At 72.8% G+C, this 17,662-nt stretch carries 20 protein-coding genes and 2 pseudogenes; 11 read left to right on the top strand and 11 right to left on the bottom strand.

Going from position 1 to position 17,662, the window contains the following annotated elements; all coding sequences use genetic code 11:
- Positions 1-126: 126 nt before the first annotated feature.
- Positions 127-570 (bottom strand): MarR family transcriptional regulator, encoded by a 444-nt coding sequence (locus AB0P35_RS29290; protein ID WP_363516587.1) that lies wholly within the window; start codon positions 568-570, stop codon positions 127-129.
- Positions 567-1,061, bottom strand: a complete 495-nt coding sequence (locus AB0P35_RS29285; RefSeq protein ID WP_095877872.1) for a MarR family transcriptional regulator — start codon at positions 1,059-1,061, stop codon at positions 567-569. Before AB0P35_RS29285 ends, AB0P35_RS29290 begins: the two co-directional genes overlap by 4 nt.
- A 233-nt stretch (positions 1,062-1,294) precedes the next feature.
- On the opposite strand from AB0P35_RS29285, the gene AB0P35_RS29280 reads away from it, so the two are divergent.
- Both AB0P35_RS29280 and AB0P35_RS29275 read left to right on the top strand, forming a co-directional pair.
- Positions 1,295-1,438: a hypothetical protein gene (locus AB0P35_RS29280; RefSeq protein ID WP_363516584.1), complete on the top strand. Its 144-nt coding sequence runs from the start codon at positions 1,295-1,297 to the stop codon at positions 1,436-1,438.
- 202 nt (positions 1,439-1,640) lie between these two features.
- Positions 1,641-2,231 carry a GNAT family N-acetyltransferase gene (locus AB0P35_RS29275; protein ID WP_363516581.1) on the top strand — a complete coding sequence of 197 codons (591 nt, stop codon included), beginning with the start codon at positions 1,641-1,643 and terminating at the stop codon, positions 2,229-2,231.
- A gap of 181 nt (positions 2,232-2,412) precedes the next feature.
- Here AB0P35_RS29275 and AB0P35_RS29270 read toward each other — a convergent pair whose 3' ends face one another.
- Positions 2,413-2,850: a MarR family transcriptional regulator gene (locus tag AB0P35_RS29270; protein WP_363516578.1), complete on the bottom strand. Its 438-nt coding sequence runs from the start codon at positions 2,848-2,850 to the stop codon at positions 2,413-2,415.
- Positions 2,851-3,098: 248 nt separating this feature from the next.
- On the opposite strand from AB0P35_RS29270, the gene AB0P35_RS29265 reads away from it, so the two are divergent.
- Positions 3,099-4,016, top strand: coding sequence for a zinc-binding dehydrogenase (locus tag AB0P35_RS29265; RefSeq protein ID WP_363516575.1), 918 nt, complete (start codon positions 3,099-3,101; stop codon positions 4,014-4,016).
- Positions 4,017-4,079: 63 nt separating this feature from the next.
- Here the strand turns inward: AB0P35_RS29265 and AB0P35_RS29260 are convergent, their stop codons facing one another.
- Together AB0P35_RS29260 and AB0P35_RS29255 are read right to left on the bottom strand one after the other, a co-directional pair.
- Positions 4,080-4,664: a TetR/AcrR family transcriptional regulator gene (locus tag AB0P35_RS29260; protein ID WP_363516572.1), complete on the bottom strand. Its 585-nt coding sequence runs from the start codon at positions 4,662-4,664 to the stop codon at positions 4,080-4,082.
- A gap of 68 nt (positions 4,665-4,732) precedes the next feature.
- Positions 4,733-5,623, bottom strand: coding sequence for an SDR family NAD(P)-dependent oxidoreductase (locus tag AB0P35_RS29255; protein WP_363516569.1), 891 nt, complete (start codon positions 5,621-5,623; stop codon positions 4,733-4,735).
- 171 nt (positions 5,624-5,794) lie between these two features.
- On the opposite strand from AB0P35_RS29255, the gene AB0P35_RS29250 reads away from it, so the two are divergent.
- Genes AB0P35_RS29250 through AB0P35_RS29240 form a run of 3 tightly spaced genes read left to right on the top strand, consistent with a single transcriptional unit; the run spans position 5,795 to position 7,798 of the window.
- Positions 5,795-6,430, top strand: coding sequence for a helix-turn-helix domain-containing protein (locus tag AB0P35_RS29250; RefSeq protein ID WP_363516566.1), 636 nt, complete (start codon positions 5,795-5,797; stop codon positions 6,428-6,430).
- Between the two features lie 2 nt (positions 6,431-6,432).
- On the top strand, positions 6,433-7,170 hold the full coding sequence (locus AB0P35_RS29245) for an SRPBCC domain-containing protein (RefSeq protein ID WP_363516563.1): 738 nt from the start codon (positions 6,433-6,435) through the stop codon (positions 7,168-7,170).
- 55 nt (positions 7,171-7,225) lie between these two features.
- Positions 7,226-7,798 (top strand): dihydrofolate reductase family protein, encoded by a 573-nt coding sequence (locus AB0P35_RS29240; protein ID WP_363516560.1) that lies wholly within the window; start codon positions 7,226-7,228, stop codon positions 7,796-7,798.
- 123 nt (positions 7,799-7,921) lie between these two features.
- Here the strand turns inward: AB0P35_RS29240 and AB0P35_RS29235 are convergent, their stop codons facing one another.
- The gene (locus AB0P35_RS29235) at positions 7,922-9,175 is read right to left on the bottom strand and encodes an RNA-guided endonuclease TnpB family protein (protein WP_363516557.1); all 1,254 of its coding nucleotides are present in this window, start codon (positions 9,173-9,175) and stop codon (positions 7,922-7,924) included.
- Positions 9,176-9,309: 134 nt separating this feature from the next.
- On the opposite strand from AB0P35_RS29235, the pseudogene AB0P35_RS29230 reads away from it, so the two are divergent.
- Positions 9,310-10,564: pseudogene (locus tag AB0P35_RS29230) on the top strand (DUF6596 domain-containing protein).
- Between the two features lie 24 nt (positions 10,565-10,588).
- Here AB0P35_RS29230 and AB0P35_RS29225 read toward each other — a convergent pair.
- Positions 10,589-12,091 (bottom strand): hypothetical protein, encoded by a 1,503-nt coding sequence (locus AB0P35_RS29225; RefSeq protein ID WP_363516554.1) that lies wholly within the window; start codon positions 12,089-12,091, stop codon positions 10,589-10,591.
- A gap of 160 nt (positions 12,092-12,251) precedes the next feature.
- On the opposite strand from AB0P35_RS29225, the gene AB0P35_RS29220 reads away from it, so the two are divergent.
- Complete coding sequence (locus AB0P35_RS29220) at positions 12,252-12,656, top strand: hypothetical protein (RefSeq protein WP_363516551.1); 405 nt, start codon at positions 12,252-12,254, stop codon at positions 12,654-12,656.
- Between the two features lie 314 nt (positions 12,657-12,970).
- Here AB0P35_RS29220 and AB0P35_RS29215 read toward each other — a convergent pair whose 3' ends face one another.
- Positions 12,971-13,804, bottom strand: coding sequence for a PhzF family phenazine biosynthesis protein (locus AB0P35_RS29215; RefSeq protein ID WP_363516548.1), 834 nt, complete (start codon positions 13,802-13,804; stop codon positions 12,971-12,973).
- Between the two features lie 123 nt (positions 13,805-13,927).
- Between AB0P35_RS29215 and AB0P35_RS29210 the strand changes: the two genes are divergently transcribed.
- Positions 13,928-14,647 carry a transporter substrate-binding domain-containing protein gene (locus AB0P35_RS29210; RefSeq protein WP_363516545.1) on the top strand — a complete coding sequence of 240 codons (720 nt, stop codon included), beginning with the start codon at positions 13,928-13,930 and terminating at the stop codon, positions 14,645-14,647.
- 44 nt (positions 14,648-14,691) lie between these two features.
- Here AB0P35_RS29210 and AB0P35_RS29205 read toward each other — a convergent pair.
- Positions 14,692-15,078, bottom strand: a pseudogene (locus AB0P35_RS29205) (hypothetical protein); the annotation flags it as partial.
- Positions 15,079-15,125: 47 nt separating this feature from the next.
- Here AB0P35_RS29205 and AB0P35_RS29200 point away from each other — a divergent pair.
- Positions 15,126-15,536 (top strand): hypothetical protein, encoded by a 411-nt coding sequence (locus tag AB0P35_RS29200; protein WP_363516542.1) that lies wholly within the window; start codon positions 15,126-15,128, stop codon positions 15,534-15,536.
- A gap of 38 nt (positions 15,537-15,574) precedes the next feature.
- Here AB0P35_RS29200 and AB0P35_RS29195 read toward each other — a convergent pair whose 3' ends face one another.
- Positions 15,575-16,417 carry a hypothetical protein gene (locus AB0P35_RS29195; RefSeq protein ID WP_363516539.1) on the bottom strand — a complete coding sequence of 281 codons (843 nt, stop codon included), beginning with the start codon at positions 16,415-16,417 and terminating at the stop codon, positions 15,575-15,577.
- A gap of 183 nt (positions 16,418-16,600) precedes the next feature.
- On the opposite strand from AB0P35_RS29195, the gene AB0P35_RS29190 reads away from it, so the two are divergent.
- The gene (locus AB0P35_RS29190) at positions 16,601-17,221 is read left to right on the top strand and encodes an L-threonylcarbamoyladenylate synthase (protein ID WP_363516536.1); all 621 of its coding nucleotides are present in this window, start codon (positions 16,601-16,603) and stop codon (positions 17,219-17,221) included.
- 113 nt (positions 17,222-17,334) lie between these two features.
- Here AB0P35_RS29190 and AB0P35_RS29185 read toward each other — a convergent pair.
- On the bottom strand, positions 17,335-17,662 hold a 328-nt coding region (locus AB0P35_RS29185), incomplete at its 5' end, for a DUF4097 family beta strand repeat-containing protein (protein ID WP_363516533.1).

Below are 17,662 nucleotides of genomic sequence, written 5' to 3'. Positions count from 1 at the left end.
TGACGGCGTACCAGGACCGAACACACCGGCGGTCCGGTCCCGTCTCGGGGCCGGACCGCCGGCAGGCCCGTGGCCGACGGTGGCCTCGACGCGGAGCATCGTCGACGGTGGTCGGCCTATGGGTGGTCAGGCGGTCAGGGCTGCGAGCTCCGCGTTGGCGCGCTCGGTGACCAGGGCGAGGACGCGGCCGGCGGCGGCCAGGTCCTCGGTGGGTATCCCGCCCCAGATGCGGGTGGTGACGGGGGCGGTCTCCGCGCCGACGGCGGCGAGCAGCTCGCGCCCCGCGTCCGTGGGGCGGAGGTGCGTGCCGTCCGCGACGAGCAGCTGCTGGGCGACCAGCTCGTCGAGGGTGGTGCGGAGGTCGGACGGGTCGGCCTTGAGGGAGCCCCGGACCTGGGTGACGAGGTCGTCCGGCGTCTGCGGGGCGTCGGAGGTGACGGCGGCGCGCAGGGCGATCTGCTGCTGGAAGGTGATGCCGTGCCGGGCCAGGACGTGCTCCAGGACGCCGCGGGCGGCGTAGTGGGCCAGGCCGAGGGCGCGGGCGTCGGCGGTGGGTGCGGTGGTGGTCATGGTGTTGTCCCCTGAGTGCTCTCGTCGTTCGGTACGGATGGAGCGAGAGGTGCGTCGAGCAGGGTCGTCAGCTCGTCGGTGAACGCTTGCGTCCGCGGGTCGTCCAGGCCGCCGAGCGGTTCGAGCAGTTGCTGGAGCAGTTCCTGGACGACGGCGATGGCCTGCCGCGTGACGGCCCGGCCCTGCTCGGTGAGGGCGAGCTGTACGGCGCGCGGGTCGCGCGGGTCGCGGGTGCGCTCGATGAGGCCTGCCGACTCGAGGGCGCGCGCCAGCTTCGAGACGTACAGCGCCTCCAGGCCGGTGTGGTCGGCGAGTCGGCGCTGGCTGGGCCGTTCGCCGGTGCGCTGCATGCCGTACAGCGCCGCGACCAGTGAGTACTGCGCGTGGGTGAGGCCCAGGGGGGCCACCGCGCGATCGACCGCGACGCGCCATTTGTTGGCGAGCCGCCACACCAGGAAGCCGGGCGTGGGGCCCGGGGAACCTTTGCTCATGGAATTTAGAGTACATGGCTACTATGTCTATGGCTACTATTTCGAGCCTAGTGACACCCCGAGCCCACCGGTCCACCCTCGCTCAACCTTCGATCACAAGGCCGCAGCGCGATCACAGCCAATCAAATGAATCCCATCGGGCGAACTTTGGTGTAGAATCTAAAGCGCGAGGGCGGCCTCCCGGGCCGGCATCACGGCGATGTCGGCGACCGCTCTCCCAGGGGGAGATCACCATGGGCTACCAGCTCGATGCAGCACGGGCGACGATCGACGAGCGGCTCCGCCAGGCCGAGCAGTTCCGCCTCGCCCGCGCCGCCCGGCGCAAGAACCGCCGCACCCGCAGCACACCTCAGGCCCCGGCCCGCCCGAACGCCTGACCGTCCCGACCTCGACGGGCCGCCACCGCAACTCCGGTGGCGGCCCGTTCCGCACCCGACACCCCGCACCCGGCCCCGCTGGCGCGCCGAGCACCAGCGTGCCGGCGGCGATCGTCGACCTCCGCCTCGCACTGACGATCGGTCAGGACCTGTGCGACATAACCGGTCGACACCCTGATCGTGATGGCGTTGGCTGGGCGGCATGCCCGAACTGCGTACCGATCGCCTCCTGCTCCGGCGGTGGCGGGAGTCCGACCTCGAACCGTGGGCGGCGATGAACGCCGATCCCAAGGTCCGAGAACACCTGGGGGAACTGCTGACGCGGGAGCAGAGCGATGCCGCGGTGGCATCCATGCAGGCCGCGTTCGACGCGCGAGGTTTCGGGTGGTGGGCCCTCGAATCGCGGGAGACCGGTGAGTTCATCGGCCGCGCCGGCTTGGACGAGGTGGGCGAGTCCATGCCGTTCGCGGGCGTGGACATCGGCTGGCGGTTGACGCGTTCGGCGTGGGGGCACGGTTACGCGACCGAGGCCGCCCTGGCCTGCCTGGCCTTCGGCTTCGAGTCCCTCGGACTGCCGGAGGTCGTTGCGTCGACAACCGTCGACAACCGGCGCTCCCAGGCAGTGATGCTCCGGATCGGCATGACCCGGGACCCGGCCGACGACTTCGAGGATCCGAGCGTGCCGGAAGGACCGCTTCGCCGGTGCGTGCTGTACCGGACTCCCCGCAGAGCCGTCCACGACCTGCACCGCCCGGCGGGACCGGCGGGCGGGGAGGCCTCTCGCCCGCGCTGAGCCCGCGGGGTGTCAGAACTGCACGAACTGCCGCTTGGACCCGGAATGCCGATGCGGTGATCCAGCGGTGACCACAAGGTACCCATGAACGTTCCCCCCGGGCCGAGTAACGCACCGCACCACAACCCCGTCGCGCGCACCTGAGTACACCTATTCGGACTCGGCAGTCGGCGAGTCGGTGTCAGCCTTCCATGCCCGATACGCGGGTCAACAGGTCCATGAACCGGTCGCGTTCGGCTGCGGAGAGGGGGGCGAGCAGCGCGTCGTTCGCTTCGCGCGCCGCCTTCTCGCAGCGCTGGAGCAGCCGATCGCCCTCGTCGGTGAGCGACACCGCGTTCTTGCGGCGGTCCTTCGGGTCCGGCTCACGGACGACGAGGCCGGCCGCCTGCAGGTCGTTGAGGACTCCGACCAGGTCCTTGGGGTCGAGGGAGACGCCGCGGCCGAGGTCGGCCTGGGCGACGGGGGCGAGGTCGCGCACGGCCGAGAGCACCACGTGGTGCCACATCTTCATGCCTTCGGCGGCGAGGGCTTCGGCCACCAGGGCGCGGCCGCGCGCGGCCGCGCGGCCGTGGAGACAAATAGGCAGCGAGGGGGTGGGGGGGTTGGGGGGTTGGGGCATGGGTGGAGCCCCGCCCCCCCCTCCCCCCCGCGGGGGCCCCCCGCCCCCCCCCGGCGGCGCGGGCGCGCGCCGCCCCCGCGGCCGGCCCGCGCCGCGCCCCGCGGCCGAGGAGCCAACTCGGCAGCGAGCGGATGGCGGGGAGGGGTGCTTCGGCCATGGCTGCAGCCTAGCGAAGAACTCGTTGGACTTTCCAATGAACCCACGCTTATCGTTGGGGATCCCAACGAACCTGCGTCTCTGGAGGTGCGATGCGTCGCGTCCGGTACGAGTCCACCGGCGGCCCCCTGTTCCTGGAGGAAGCGCCCGTCCCCGCCGCGGGCCCGGGCGAACTCCTGGTGCGCTGCGAGGCCGTCGGGGTCACCCTGCCCGTCGTACGCAAGGTCCGCGAGGCCGCCGAGCCGATCGCGCTCGGCGGCGAGATCGCCGGCGAGGTGGTGGCGATCGGCCACGGCGTCACCCGCTTCCGGCCCGGCGACCGCGTGACCGGGCTGTGTTTCGGACACGGCTACGCCGACTTCGCCGTCCTGCACGAAGCCATGGCCTCCCCGGTGCCCGGCACGGCGAGCGCCGTGGACGCCGTCGCACTCGTCCGCAGCGGCTTGGTGGCGTTCGGTGCGCTGGAGGCCGCACGTCCGGAGCCGGGCGAGTCGGCGCTGGTCACGGCGGCGGCGAGCGGCGTCGGCCACCTCGCGCTCCAACTGGCCCGGGTGCGCGGCGCGGCACGCGTCGTGGCCGCGGTGTCCGATGCCGGCAAGGCGGAGTTCGTGCGCTCGCTCGGCGCCGACGAGGTCGTCGGCTACGACGCCCCCGACTGGGGCGAGCCCGTCGACTACGCGCTCGACGCGGTGGGCGGCGACCTCCTCACCCCGGCGATCGCCGCCCTCGCACCGGGCGGCCGGCTGGTCGCCTACAGCTCGGGCGGCGGGACCGTCCGGGCGTACGACCTGCTGGTGGGCGCCAAGTCCGTGATCGGCTTCCAGATGGCGCTGATCGCCCGCGGCGAGCCGCAGTTGTACGAACGGTGGCGGAAGGAACTGTGGCGACTGTTCGCCGAGGGCGCGCTGAGGCCCGCAGTGCACGCGGAGTTCGCGCTCGAGGACGCGGCGCAGGCGCACGGGGTGATCGAGTCGCGGAGCAACCTGGGGAAGGTCGTGCTCCGCCCCTGACCGCGGCCGGACGACACCCCTCGGCGCCGGCGGGCCGCAGACGCCGGCCCGGGACTCGACGTCTCAGGCGCCCCGCGGCGGGACTCGCAACCCGCCGAGCAACGCGGCCAGGTAGCGGCGGCCGGTGTCGATGCGGTCGCCGGGAGCCCCGCCGTGGACACCCACGGCGTGGGCGATGCCGCACATGAGCGGGACCAGGTCCGCGGCCGCCACGTCGGGGCGGACCGCTCCGGCTTCGCGGGCCCGGTCGAGGAGGACGGTGCCGGCCGAACGGAGCGATGCCTTGAGTTCCGTGGTGCGCGGCAGGGCGTCCGCGGGCGCGGCGGTGACCGGGGACAGGGCGGCGTCAGTGACCTGGGCCTCGACGGTACGGGTCAGGAAGCCTTCCAGCGCCCGCCAGGGGTCGGTGTCGTCCGCCAGCGCCCGTTCGCCGTGGGCGGCGAGGTCCTCGAGGCAGGGGGCGGCGACGGTCTCCAGCAGCGCCTCCGGCGTGGGGAAGTGCCGATAGACGGTGCCGACCCCGAGTCCGGCGCGGCGGGCGACGTCGTTGAGCTGCAACGGCGTTCCCTGGTCGACCAGTTCACGGGCGACGGCGACGATCCGGTCCCAGTTGCGGGCCGCGTCCTTGCGCCGGGGAGTCGTCGTCATGGGGCCATGCTAATCGGATGCCCCATCCGGATGGCCGACCCCACCGCGGTGGCGAATTCGCCCGACGGTCAGGCGGCGGCGAGCGGCGCGTGGCGTTCGCTGAGCCGGCGCACGGCCTCGACGAGGCGGGGGTCGGTCGCCGCGCGGAACGGTGCCACCGGGTGGCCCTGGGCGCCGATGACGATGCCCGTCCGGCCGGTCAGGGCGCCGCCGGTGGCCGCGGTGATCGAGGGCCGGGCCGCCACGGAGGCCGGCCCCGAGGTCGACCGTTCGAACCTGCGGCGCACCAGCGGCCAGAGCAGCCGCAGGGCGGGCGAGACGATCCTCGGGTCGGCCATGGTGCCGTTGGTCATGTCGGTTGCGGCGCCTCCGGGGTCGGCGGCGAAGACCGATACGCCCGTGCCGTCGAGTCGCGCGGCCAGGTCCAGCGCGTAGGCGAGGTTCGCCAGCTTGGCGCGACCGTACCAGTGGAAGCCGTAGTAGCCGCCGGGCGGTTCGACGGTGTCGAACGCACGCTTCGCGAGCCCGACGGCGCCCGAGGTGACGTTCACGATCCTGCTCGGTGCGGCGGCCGTCAGCGCGGGCAGCAGGAGTTCGGTCAGCAGGTACGGCGACAGGTGGTTGACGACGAACGACGCCTCGACGCCGCCCACGTCCTGTCGCTCCGCGAACATCGCCCCGACGTTGTTGACCAGGACGGTCAGCGGCTCGCCGGAGGCGGCGTGATCGGAGGCGATCCGGTCGGCGAGCGCGCGCACCTCGTCGAGGGAGGCGAGGTCGGCGGCCAGGAACCTCCCTGAAAGCGCCGGGTTGACCGCGTTGATCCGCTCGACCGCCCTGGCACCCCGGTCGGGGCTGCGCCCGACCACGGTGACCGCGTATCCCGCGGCGGCCAGCCCCAGCGCGGTCTCCAGGCCGATCCCGGCCGTTCCGGCCGTCACCACAGCCGTCTTCGTCACGGCTCATCCACCCCAATCAGGTAATCGGATAGGTCATCCGCTTGAGTGTCCGACGGTAGCACATGCGGATGACCTATCCGCTTCTCCAGGCCCGAGGCAGAGCGCTCCGCCTTCGACACCGACAACTCCGATTGTCTTGACAAATTTTTTTGTCGGACGGATCCTGGAGTGGTGCTGGACGTCGCTGTGATCGAAGAACCCGCCGCGGCCGAGGCGTCACTGGACCCGATCCGGGCCGGGATCCTCGCCGCCCTGGCCGAGCCCGGCTCGGCCGCCATGCTGGCCGGCCGCCTGGGGCTGCCCCGGCAGAAGGTCAACTACCACCTGAAGGAGCTGGAGCGTCACGGGCTGGTCGAGCTCGCCGAGGAGCGGCGCAAGGGCAACGTCACCGAGCGCGTCTACCGCGCGACGGCCGCCTCCTACGTGATCTCCCCGAACGTGCTGGCCGCCCTGAGCCCGGACCCGTCCCGCTCCCCCGACCAGCTCTCCGCCCGCTGGCTGCTGGCCCTGGGGTCACGACTGGTGCAGGAGGTCGGGTCGCTGCTGACCGGCGCCGCACGGGCCGGGCGGCGGGTCGCCACCTTCGGCATCGACGCCGAGGTGCGGTTCGCCTCCGCGGCCGACCGGGCGGCCTTCACCGAGGAGTTGGCCCAGGCCGTGGCCGCCCTCGTCGGCCGCTACCACGACGAGGCCGCCCCGCAGGGCCGCACCCACCGGGTGGTCGTGGGGCTGCACCAGATCCCCGCCACGGCCGCCGGCCCCGGGCACACACAGGCAAGCGATCCCGAAGCGGAACAGGAGAACTGACGATGACGCACCCGTTCGAGATCGGGCTGGAGACGACGCTGCCGGCGAGTCCGGAGCAGGTCTGGGAGGCGATCGCCACCGGACCGGGGATCGACTCCTGGTTCATGGGCCGCAACGAGGTGGAGGGACACGAGGGCGGCATCGCCGCCATGGAGACCGGCGGCCACCGCGAGGAGGCACTGATCACCGCCTACGAGCCCGGCAAGCGTCTCGCCACCCGCACGGCCACCGCCGAGGACGGCCGGTTCATGGCCTTCGAGTACCTCATCGAGGGTCGCGACGGCGGCAGCACCGTCCTCCGCGTCGTCCACAGCGGCATGCTGGGCGACGACTGGCAGGACGAGTACGACGCGCTGCGCCGCGGCTGGCCCTTCCACCTCCACACGCTGCAGCAGTACCTGGCCCACTTCCCCGGACGCACCGCCGTCCCGGTCTTCGCCGCACTGCCGACGGGCGACCGGTCGGCGCAGGACGCCCGGACGGCGCTCGCCCGCGGGCTGTCGCTCCCCGCCCCGGTGAGCATCGGCGCGCGGGTGCACGCCGAGCCGGCGGGCCTGCCGGCGCTGGACGGCGAGGTGGTGTGGGCTGACGACGAGCGCTTCGCGGTCCGCACCGCCGACGGGCTCTACACCTTCCACCACGGCCCCGGCATCGCGCTGATGTTCCACCACCTCTTCGGGGCGGACACGGCAGGAGCCGAGGACGCCTGGCAGCAGTGGCTGACCGGACTCCTCGGCTGACCACCCCTCCCCGCACCCACTGACCCTCACGACACGAGACAGCAAGGAACCTTCGATGCGTACCCTCATCAGCACCGCTTTCATGTCCCTCGACGGCGTCGTGGAGGCACCGGGCGGCGAGCCCGGATACCGGAACTCCGGGTGGACCTTCAAGGACGTCGAGTTCCTCCCCGAGGCCTTCGAGATCAAGGAGCGCGAGCAGCGGGAGTCCGCCGCGATCCTCATGGGCCGGGTCAGCTACGAGGCCTTCAGCCCCGTGTGGCCGGACATGGCGGAGTTCGCCCGGTACAGGACGATGCCGAAGTACGTCGTCTCCACCACGCTCACCGACGACCGGCTCGTCTCGAACTGGGGCGAGACCCGGATCCTGCGCTCGCTCGACGAGGTCGCCGCGCTCAAGCGGACCGAGGGAGGCCCGATCATCGTCCACGGCAGCGCCACGCTGAACCACGGCCTCTCGGACGCGGGCCTGATCGACCGCTACCACCTGCTCGTCTACCCGCTGCTGCTCGGCGCCGGCAAGCGCCTGTTCAGCACCGCGGACGTGGACACCCGGAAGCTGAAGCTCGTCGAGCACGAGGTCTACGCCAACGGCCTGCAGAAGCAGGTGTTCGACGTCCTCCACTGACCGGCCGCCCGCGTCGCGACCGAAAATCTCGGGCCGGGCTGTCGATTCCCGCTCCGGCCGTTCGTCATAGCTGCACAAGGCAGACCGACGCAACGAGGAGCTCACCTTGACATCCTCCCCGCCCTAAGGGACGGGGATTCCTCCCGCGCCTGTGGCACGGGCCCCCGTGCGTCGCAGGTCGCCGAGGTGGGTTCCCCGTTCAACGGGCCGTGCCTGGCGTGGGATTGCCACGCCAGGACTTGCCGGCCCTCCAGAGGCGTTTAGCCTGTCCGCCTGCCCGGCGGCCAGGATGTTTCGAGCAGCGTTGAGGTCACGGTCATGCAGCACGCCACAAGCACCACAGGCCCACGCGCGGACGGCGAGGGGCTTGGGTCCGTCGTGGTGTCCGCACTCCGAGCACAGCTGGGAGGAGGGAAACGCGCGGTGCACGATGCCGATTGCGCGCCCGTAGCGGAATGCTTTCTCTTCGAGCAGTCGCCGGAAGGTCGCCCATCCGGCGTCGTGCACGGACTTGGCCAGGCGTCCGCGGCCAAGGCCGCGGACGTTCAAGTCCTCCAGGTACACCGCTTGGTTCTCGCGGATGATCCTGGTCGTCTGCTTGTGCAGCCAGTCCATGCGGGTGTCGGCCACCTTGGCATGCGCCCTGGCGACCTTCCTACGAGCCTTCGCCCGGTTCTTCGAACCCTTGGCCTTGCGGGACAGTTCCTGCTGTGCGGCCTTGAGCCGCTTCTCCGCCTTGCGAAGAAAGCGCGGGTTGTCGATCACGCTTCCGTCCGAGAGGACGGCGTAGGTGGTCAGACCGAGGTCGATACCAATCTCGGTGTACAGCTCGGGCAGGTGGACCGGTTCGACGTCCACGACGAAGCTGGCGTGGTACCGGCCGGACGGGTCCAGCACGATCGTCACGGACGACGGGTCGGCCGGCAACGTCCGGGACCACTTCACCCGTACGTCGCCGATCTTCGCCAGGTTCAGCTTCCCGCTGGACCGGACCCGGAAGCCGTTGCGGGTGAACCGAAGAGACTGACGGGCATCGTGCTTCGACTTGAACCGGGGAAGCCCGACCGGCCGTCCGACGCGTTTGCCGGACACCGAGTCGAAGAAGTTCCGGTAGGCCGTGTCCAGGTCACGGAGGGACTGGATCAGCGGGTCCACACCCACCGAGGCGAGCCAGGACCGCTCGGTGGTCTTCTTTGCCTCCGTGATCACGGACTTCTGCAAGTCCGTGAACTTGGGGTAGGGAAGACCGCCCTTGCGGGCTGCCTTCCGCGCTGCCAAGGCGTCGTTGTACACCACGCGCGCGCACCCGAACGTCCGGGACAGCGCAGCGCGCTGACCCGCCGTCGGATAGATGCGGCAGGAGTATCGGAGATACACGGGATGAACCTACCGGGAAGCACTGACAACGGCTCACGTCAGAACCTCCGGAGATCACTCCGCCGCTTCGCAGCTCCGAGCCAAGGACCCATTCCTCCCCGGTCTAGAGGCCGGAGCATCCTGGGAGATCAACGGTGAACGAGCAGCGGGCGGCCCGCTCCGTCGAGGCGGTGTTCCGCGAGGACCGGAGCCGGCTGCTCGCCCTGCTCGCGGCCAGGTTTCGGCGATCTCGACCTCGCCGAGGAGACCGCCTCCGACGCGATCGAGGCCGCGCTGCAGCGGTGGCCGGTCGACGGCGTGCCGGACCGGCCGCTGGCATGGCTGCTCACCACGGCGCGGCGCAGGGCCATCGACCGGATCCGGCGCGACCGCGCGTTCGCCGAGCGGCTGGCGGTGCTGCAGGTGGAGCACGACCGGGCGGCGGCCGCGGCCGCCGACGAGCCCGGTTTCGACGACATCCCGGACGAGCGGCTCCAGTTGTTCTTCACCTGCTGCCACCCGGCGCTGTCGCCGCAGGCGCACACCGCTCTGACGCTGCGCTACCTCGCGGGGCTGACCACCCCCGAGGTCGCCCGGGCCTTCCTGGTACCCACCGCGACGATGGCGCAGCGCATCGTCCGCGCGAAGCACAAGATCCGCAGCGCGCGCATCCCGTTCCGCACCCCGGCGCCGGACGAGCTGCCCGCGCGGCTGCCCAGCGTGCTCCGGGTCGTCTACCTGGTCTTCACCGAGGGCCACGCGGCCAGCGCCGGCAGCGACCTGCTGCGTCCCGACCTCGCCGACGAGGCGGTCCGGCTCGCCCGGATCCTGCACCGGCTGCTGCCCGGCGAACGGGAGGTGGCGGGCCTGCTCGCGCTGCTGCTCCTCGCCGACGCCCGGCGCGCCGCCAGGACGGACGCGGCGGGAGGCCAGGTGCTCCTGGAGGACCAGGACCGTGCCCGGTGGGACGCCGGCCTGGTCGCCGAGGGGCAGCGGCTGCTCGTTCCGGCGCTGACCGGCCCCGGTGTCGGGCCGTACGCCGTGCAGGCGGCGATCGCGGCGCTGCACGACGAGGCGGCCGACTTCGGCGCCACCGACTGGCCGCAGATCGTCGCGCTGTACGACGTGCTGCACCGGATCGAGCCGTCCCCGCTCGTCACGCTGAACCGGGCGATCGCCGTCGCGATGCGGGACGGGCCGGAGGCCGGCCTCGTCCTGCTGGACGGCCTGGCGGGGGCCCGGGAGCTGCGCGGCTACCACCTGCTGCCCGCGGCGCGGGCCGACCTGCTGAGGCGGCTCGGCCGGACCGCCGAGGCGGCCGCCGCCTACCGTGCCGCGCTCGACCTGGTCGGCAACGAACCGGAGCGGGCCACGTTCGTCCGCAGGCTGGCGGAGCTCCCCGGGCCGTGAGCCGTGCCGCCGGGGTCACCGGCCTCAGCAGCGTTCGATGCCGAGGCCGGTGACCTGGAAGAACCCCCGGGCGGGCAGGCTCGACGTGCCGCAGCGGACGTCCTTGGCACCGAGGTCGCGGGACGGGTCGGTGACGCCGCGGGCGACCAGCTCCGCGGTGATCAGCTCGGCCGCGGCGGCGGCCGCCTGCCCGTCCGGGTGCGGGTAGACCGCGCGCCAGCGCTTGCCGTGGCGCTTCCAGCCGGCCGCCGTCATCGCCCTTTCGCCCTCGGCGGGGTCGCCCGCCCGGTCGGGGACGATGAGGTGGAGGGCCCCGGAGGGCTCCAGGGAGACCGCGAGGGTCCGCTTGCGGTCCCGCCGATTGACGATCTTGAACTGGGCGCGCTCGCCCGGCACCTGGACGGGCAGCTGCTCGGCCCAGGCGGCCAGCAGGACCTCCAGACCCTCCCGCAGGTGCGGAACGGTGAGCGCGAGCCGGCCGCCCGGCAGCACCACCGCCTCCTCGCCCGGGCCGCCGCGGTGCAGCTGCCAGGTGTACGGCAGGAGGGGGAAGTCCGACGAGCCGTCGGAGGACGGGCCGCCCCATTCGAAGGTGCCGTACTCCTCCTGCTCCAGCTCCTCGGTCGGCTCGCTCTCCAGCACCACCCGGCGCCGGGTGCCGCGCAGCCGGAGGACGCGGCCGGTGCTGCGCCAGCGGACGTCCGGCCCGCTCGGGCCGCCGCCGAGGGTGGTGGGCTCGCCGAGGACCGCGCAGACGGCCGCCAGCAGCTCGCCGAAGACGGCCGGACGGTCCGCCGGGGTGCCGCCCTCGGGGTGGTCGAACAGCCGGATGTGGTGGTACCCGGCGCCGTTGCGGAGCAGCGACAGCTCCGCACCGCCCGGCCCGACGGTGATCGATCGGCCGGCCGTTCCCTGCCGGCCGCCGAGCTCCCAGTGCGGCTGCTCGGCGGCGAGCTTCTCCAGCGCCTCCTCGTCGAAGGTCCCGGTGGGGTTGTCGTGGAGCAGCGGGGCGAGAGCCGTGACCGCGTCGAGCAGGCGCTGGTCGACGGTGCTGCCGACGACCGCGGGCCGTACGGCGAGCCAGGTCCGTGCGTCGCCGCCGTGCAGCAGCAGTACCCGGCCGTCCTGCCGCCATCGAAGACCGGTGCCGTGCTCGGAGATGCGGTGGGCGACCGGCTCGCCAACCACGGACAGGGCCTCGACCAGTTCGGCGCGCATCCGCCGTACGTCGGCCTCGGGGGCGCCGCCGTGGAAGGCGAGCGCGACCTCGGCCTTGCGGTAGACCTTCGCCTTGTTCTCCCGCGGGGTGAAGATCAGCTCGGGGCCGAGGTGGCCGCGGCCCGGCACCAGGCCGATCGCCAGCGTGTCCGGCAGGTCGCGGTGGAGCTTCCACTCCGGGTGGGCCGCCAGCAGCGCGTCGACGTCCTCGCGGTGCCAGCCCCACCGGGTGTCGTGCAGCAGCCGCACGATCCCGGCGGCCTCGGCCGTGCTCGCGGTCGTCCTGATCGGGGTGGTTCGGTGATCCATACCGGCGATGCTGCCAGTCGGGAGTGACAGCCCGTCACCCGGGTGGTCCGGCGGGAATCCGATTCGGGCGCGCCGTCTCACATTTCGCCGGCCTGCGTCGTCGGACAGGGGAACAACCGACACCGCGTCGCCGCCGGGCGGCGGACGAAGGGAGCGCACCATGGCCGTACAGACGACAGCAGGACGCCGAGGCGTCACCTTTCTGCAGGTCGCGATCGCCCTGCAGACCCTGACGATCCTCTTTCAGGCCGTCACCGCAGGGCTGTTGCTGTCCACGTCCTACGGCGAGGTCCTGCACAGTGCCGGGGCGCGCGTGATGTACGGGGCGTCGATGCTGTACGTGCTCGCCGCGGTCGTGGCGTGGCGGCCGGGCGGCGGGTCACCCCGCCCGATCCTGTACTCGACCGGCTTCCTCGTGCTCGCCTCGGTGCAGGTGGTGCTGGGCATCGCCCACCGGCCTGCGCTCCATGTCCCGTTGGGCGTCGTGATCTTCGGCCTCAGCGTGCTCGCGCTGGGTCAGGCGCTCTCCACCCGTGTGCGGGGACGCGCCGACGCCCGGCCGTAGAGGCCGACCGGCGGCGTCACTTGCACGGCACGCACTGGACGTAGTGTGCGGACCTCGTCCAGTCGTCGGCGCGCGAGTGCAGTAGCCGCACGCCGCAGCCGCACTCCCCGTTGCCCAGGCGCGTGTCGAGGACCAGGCTGTTCACCTTGTGCCTCTCACGCTCGAAGAGGTCCCGCAGGAACTTCTCCGGCGCTGCCCGGAGGTCGGAGAGTTCCTCCTCGCTGAGTTCGACGTCGCAGACCTCGACCTTGGCGATGTCCGTCTGGTCCGTCCGATAGAGGTGAGCCGCGTGAACGGCGGCGTCGGCTGCCGCCTCAGACGTGCAGGGTGCCGGTCAGCACCGTGACGGCGTCCCCCGTGAGGTGGACGCGGTCGCCGCGCAGGGCGGTGCGCACCAGGCCGGTGCGCGGGGACACCTGGAGGCCCAGGAGTTCGTCGCGGCCGAGCCGGGCCGACCAGTACGGGGCGAGCGCGATGTGGGCGCTGCCGGTGACCGGGTCCTCGGGAATGCCTCTGGCCGGTGCGAAGAAGCGGGAGACGAAGTCGTGGCCCGCGCCGGCGGGGGCGGCGGGGGCCGTGACGATGACGCCGCGCAGTCCCTCGCGTTCCGTCAGGTCGGCCACGGCGTCGAGGTCGGGCGCCAGGGCGCGGACCGCGGCCTCGTCGGGAAGGACGGCGAGCAGGTCGCCGACGCCGTCGGTGCGGAAGACGGCGTCCGGGACGGCCCCCAGCGCCGGGACGAGCCCGTCCGGCACGGGCGCCGCAAGGGTGGGGGCCGCCGGGAAGTCGAGCGTGATGCCGCCCTCCGCGTCGGCGTGGCTGACGAGCACGCCGTGCTGCCGGCTCAGGAAGCGGACGGCTCCGACCAGGCCCCGCTCGGCGCGCAGCGCGTGTGCCGTGGCGAGTGTGGCGTGTCCGCACAGGCCGGCCTCGACGGTCGGGGTGAACCACCGGATCGCCCAGTCGGCCTCGGCCTCGGCCGGGGCGGGCAGCGGGAGCGCGAAGGCGGTCTCGGGATGGTTGGTCTCGGCGGCGACCTGCTGCATCCACGCGGTGTCCGGCCACGGACCTTCGGGCAGGAGGCACACCGCGGCCGGGTTCCCGCGGAAGGGGCGATCGGTGAAGGCATCGACGACGTAAAGGCGCATGCCCGGGACGGTAACGACGCCGGGACCGGCGCTGAAAGGGCCAATCCGGAACAAGTGGACCGGTCGGCCCCCGGTGTGCACCGGAGGGCGAGGGCGGGGGTGCGTCGGGGTAGGCTCCGCTGCGTGATCGTCGATTCGGATCTGGTGCAGGACCTGGCGCCCACCGGTGTGCTGCGCGCGGCCGTGAACCTCGGCAACCCGGTCCTGGCCCAGGGCACCCCTGACGCGCCGTCGGGTGTCACGGTGGACCTCGCCCGGGAGTTCGCCGCACGCCTCGGCGTCCCGGTGGAGTACCGGTGCTTCGACGCGGCCCGCAAGTCCTACGAGGCGATGGCCGAGGGCCGGGCCGACCTGTGCTTCCTCGCCGTCGAACCCGCCCGCAAGGCCGATGTCGCCTTCACCGAGCCGTACGTGGTGATCGAGGGGGTCTTCGCGGTGCCCCGCGACTCCGTCCTCTCCACGGTCGCCGACGTCGACCGTGCGGGCGTCCGGATCGGGGTCAAGCAGGGCTCCGCCTACGACCTCTACCTGAGCCGGACATTGCGGCACGCCAGCGTCGTACGCGGCGTGGAGGGCACCGAGGTGTTCCGCGACCAGGCCCTGGAGGTCGCGGCCGGCATCCGCCAGCCGATGACCGCGTACGTGGCGGCGGACCCGGGCCTGCGGCTGATCGGCGAACGCTTCATGGAGATCCGCCAGGCGGTCGGCACCACCCGGACCCGCCGCCCGGAGAGCGTCCGTTTCCTGCACGCGGTGGTCGAGGAGCTCAAGGCCTCGGGCTTCGTGGCCGACTCCCTCCGCAGGGCCGGCCAGTCCGACACCCTGGCCGCCCCTCCTGCCTGACACCCACCGGTACCTCCCTCCACCGCGCCGGGCAGGCGCGCGCGCCGGGACCAGACCTGCTGGATCGTTCGGTAGTCGATCACGCGGATGTCCTCCTGCCGCAGGAGGTCACGGGCGTACGCCGACGTCAGGAACGCGTGGTCCGTCCGGCGCACGAGCCAGCCGCTGTCGACGAATCGCGACTCCTCGCCGCCCAGACTCGGGTGCACCGCCCACTCGTTGAGCCCGGCCGGCAGACCGCGCAGCAGCTGCGCGTAGCGGGCCGCCTTGCCTTCGGTGTCGAGGGCGAAGCTGTCCAGGAAGTCGTTGTCGACGACCGGGAGCCCGCGCCGCCGCATCGCCTGTCTCCCCGCCTCGAGCCAGACCCGGACCGCGAGGCCGTACTCCGCGGCGAGCACGACGGCCAGGTCGAGGATGTCCCCGCGTCCGCCCGGTACGCTGTGGCGGCCTGCAGGGCTTGGGGGAACCGGGGGGAACCATGGGCGGGGCCGAACTCGCGGTGGCGCTGGTGATCGGTGCGGTGATCGGCGTCCCGCTCGGGCTGTACATCCGGGCCCGTGGCAAACACGGCCGGCACTTCACGCCCGAGGAGATCCGGGCGTTCGCCGACGGGCTGCGCGCCGAACTCCTGGAACGGGCGAGCGTGCCCGGGGAGTGGGTCGACCTCGGCGAATTCCTCGGCCGCCAGCCGTACGTCGGCATGCCGACGTGGCGCGGCGCCGTCATCGGGGCCCTCATGTCGGACGGCACCCTGGCGGAGATGCCCAAGCCGTTCTCCGACGTGGACGGCGGCCTGTCGTTCCGGCTCTCCGCCCGCGCCTGGACCGAGTTCCACACCGCACGAGCGGTGGGTCCGAGGACCGAACTTCCGTCCGAGGGGCAGGAGTAGGCGCTTTCGGGGGCCGACCTCTCGACAGCGGCTCGGCCTCACCCGGCGGGGAACGCCTCGCGGCGGGCGAGGTAGCGGGCGCGGGCGGCACTCAGGTCGCGGCGCAGCTCGTCCTCGGGTGTCTCCGTGAGCCGGCCGCCGGTGCCGGGGTTCTGTCGCCGGCAGTCGCAGGGACGGCGGTAGGTGCGGCCGTCCGCGGTGGTGTTCAGGGCGGTCATCAGCCGGGCGATGCCGTTGAGGCCGTAGTGCTGCGCCGCCTCCCAGGCCCGGTCGGCGGCGGACAGCAGCCGCAACTCCCAGCGCAGGGCGCAGGCGAAGCAGGCGGGCACCGACTCCCGGTTCACCAGGGCCAGTTCCGCCAGTGCGGCGGCGGCCGGGGTGGGGAGGGTGCCGCCGTCGACGGCCTGCTGCAGCAGGAGATCGAGCATGGGCGGGTCGTGCGGGTCGCACCAGGCTAGGCTCAGCATCCGCGAGGCGAGCACCTGGTCGCCGTGGTCCGGATCGGGCGCGACCAGGTGGATCCGGGTCAGCAGCTGCGCCGAGCCCGACTCGTCGGCTTCACCTTCTGCGCGCCGCACCTGCCAGTCCACCTCGTACCGCGCTCCGCGAGCGCCGTCCACGGGCTCCACCGGGTACTCGTGGACGTACTGCCGCGCGGCGCGCACGACCGGTTCGAGGTCGCGGCCTGCCACTGTCCCGTCCGCGGTTTCCTGCACCAGCCGGACCCGCACCACCGGGCGGGCCAAGGGCATCACCAAGCGCAGCACCACCCCGTGCCGCGGCCACCCCGGCCCCGACGGCACCAGCCTCACCTCGGACCGCCCGCCGTCCAGTCCGATCGGCGCGTACTCCTCGTGCCGGACGATCAGTTCCCAGTCCATCCCCGAACCCCTCCCGACCGGTTGCACACTGCCCCCACCGCCTCGACGGTAGTCCACGGCCGCGCCCCGCTTCCGGCAGCGGACGGGCGTGGGGGGCGTGCGATCACGCCGCGAGCGGTGTTCGTGTGCGTGTCCGGGGTCGTGGCGATACCCGTGGCCGGGCTGATCCCGTAAGGTCGGGCAATGGCGAAGTACTTCGACGTGCACCCGCAGACCCCCCAGTCGCGCACCATTGCCACCGTGGCCGACAGCCTCCGGGCCGGTGCCCTCATCGCGTACCCGACCGACTCCTGCTTCGCGCTCGGCTGCCGCATGGGCAACCACGACGGAATCGAGCGGATCCGGTCGATCCGGCGACTCGACGACCGCCACCACTTCACCCTGGTCTGCGAGAACTTCGCGCAGCTGGGGCAGTTCGTCCACATCGACAATGACGTCTTCCGGGCCGTCAAGGCGGCGACGCCGGGCAGCTACACCTTCATCCTGCCCGCCACCAAGGAGGTGCCGCGCCGCCTGATGCACCCCAAGAAGAAGACCGTGGGCGTCCGGATCCCCGACCACACCGTCACCCGCGCGCTGCTCGCCGAACTCGGCGAACCGCTGGTCTCCAGCACGCTCCTGCTCCCCGGCGAGGACGAGCCGATGACGCAGGGCTGGGAGATCAAGGAGCGGCTCGATCACGCACTGGACGCCGTCGTCGACTCCGGCGACTGCGGGACCGAACCCACGACGGTCGTCGACTTCTCCAGCGGCGAGGCGGAGATCGTCCGGCACGGGGCCGGCGACACCACGCGCTTCGAGTAGCAGGCTCGCGGTCGCGCGGGCCTGACACGCGGACGGGGCGGCGTATCCGACGGGATGTCGGTGTACGCCGCCCGCCGGTGGGACGGGGTTGCGCGGGCCGTGCACCTCGACGGTCAGAGGCTGCGGGCGGTGATGTCGCCGTAGGCGGTGGTGGCGCGGACGGTCAGGGCCGCGGCGGCACCGTCGGCGTTCTGCAGCGCGTTGTGGATCCGGCCGTAGGCGGTGCCGGCATCCAGCGAGGCGGAGACGCCGCGGGCGGCGCCGACCTCGATCCCGCCGGCCTCGGTGCGCAGGGTCACCGCGCCGCGGACGGCCTCGGTGATCCGGATGTCGCCCTTGGTGGTGCTGATCTCGGCGGGGCCGGTGAGGCGGCCGACGGCGATGTCGCCGGCGAGGAGGGTGAGGTGGGCGCTCGCGGCCTCGTCGAGCTTGATCGAGCCG

The organism is Kitasatospora sp. NPDC085879, assembly GCF_040686255.1.
GTDB lineage: Bacteria > Actinomycetota > Actinomycetes > Streptomycetales > Streptomycetaceae > Kitasatospora.
Note: the sequence above shows the minus strand (reverse complement) of the source record. Positions and strands in the feature narration are given on the sequence as shown.

Coding starts and splice junctions, on each gene's coding strand:
- AB0P35_RS29290 (WP_363516587.1), bottom strand. CDS start 570: ATGACCACCACCGCACCCACCGCCGACGCCCGCGCCCTCGGCCTGGCC.
- AB0P35_RS29285 (WP_095877872.1), bottom strand. CDS start 1,061: ATGAGCAAAGGTTCCCCGGGCCCCACGCCCGGCTTCCTGGTGTGGCGG.
- AB0P35_RS29280 (WP_363516584.1), top strand. CDS start 1,295: ATGGGCTACCAGCTCGATGCAGCACGGGCGACGATCGACGAGCGGCTC.
- AB0P35_RS29275 (WP_363516581.1), top strand. CDS start 1,641: ATGCCCGAACTGCGTACCGATCGCCTCCTGCTCCGGCGGTGGCGGGAG.
- AB0P35_RS29270 (WP_363516578.1), bottom strand. CDS start 2,850: ATGCCCCAACCCCCCAACCCCCCCACCCCCTCGCTGCCTATTTGTCTC.
- AB0P35_RS29265 (WP_363516575.1), top strand. CDS start 3,099: ATGCGTCGCGTCCGGTACGAGTCCACCGGCGGCCCCCTGTTCCTGGAG.
- AB0P35_RS29260 (WP_363516572.1), bottom strand. CDS start 4,664: ATGACGACGACTCCCCGGCGCAAGGACGCGGCCCGCAACTGGGACCGG.
- AB0P35_RS29245 (WP_363516563.1), top strand. CDS start 6,433: ATGACGCACCCGTTCGAGATCGGGCTGGAGACGACGCTGCCGGCGAGT.
- AB0P35_RS29240 (WP_363516560.1), top strand. CDS start 7,226: ATGCGTACCCTCATCAGCACCGCTTTCATGTCCCTCGACGGCGTCGTG.
- AB0P35_RS29225 (WP_363516554.1), bottom strand. CDS start 12,091: ATGGATCACCGAACCACCCCGATCAGGACGACCGCGAGCACGGCCGAG.
- AB0P35_RS29220 (WP_363516551.1), top strand. CDS start 12,252: ATGGCCGTACAGACGACAGCAGGACGCCGAGGCGTCACCTTTCTGCAG.
- AB0P35_RS29215 (WP_363516548.1), bottom strand. CDS start 13,804: ATGCGCCTTTACGTCGTCGATGCCTTCACCGATCGCCCCTTCCGCGGG.
- AB0P35_RS29200 (WP_363516542.1), top strand. CDS start 15,126: ATGGGCGGGGCCGAACTCGCGGTGGCGCTGGTGATCGGTGCGGTGATC.
- AB0P35_RS29195 (WP_363516539.1), bottom strand. CDS start 16,417: ATGGACTGGGAACTGATCGTCCGGCACGAGGAGTACGCGCCGATCGGA.
- AB0P35_RS29190 (WP_363516536.1), top strand. CDS start 16,601: ATGGCGAAGTACTTCGACGTGCACCCGCAGACCCCCCAGTCGCGCACC.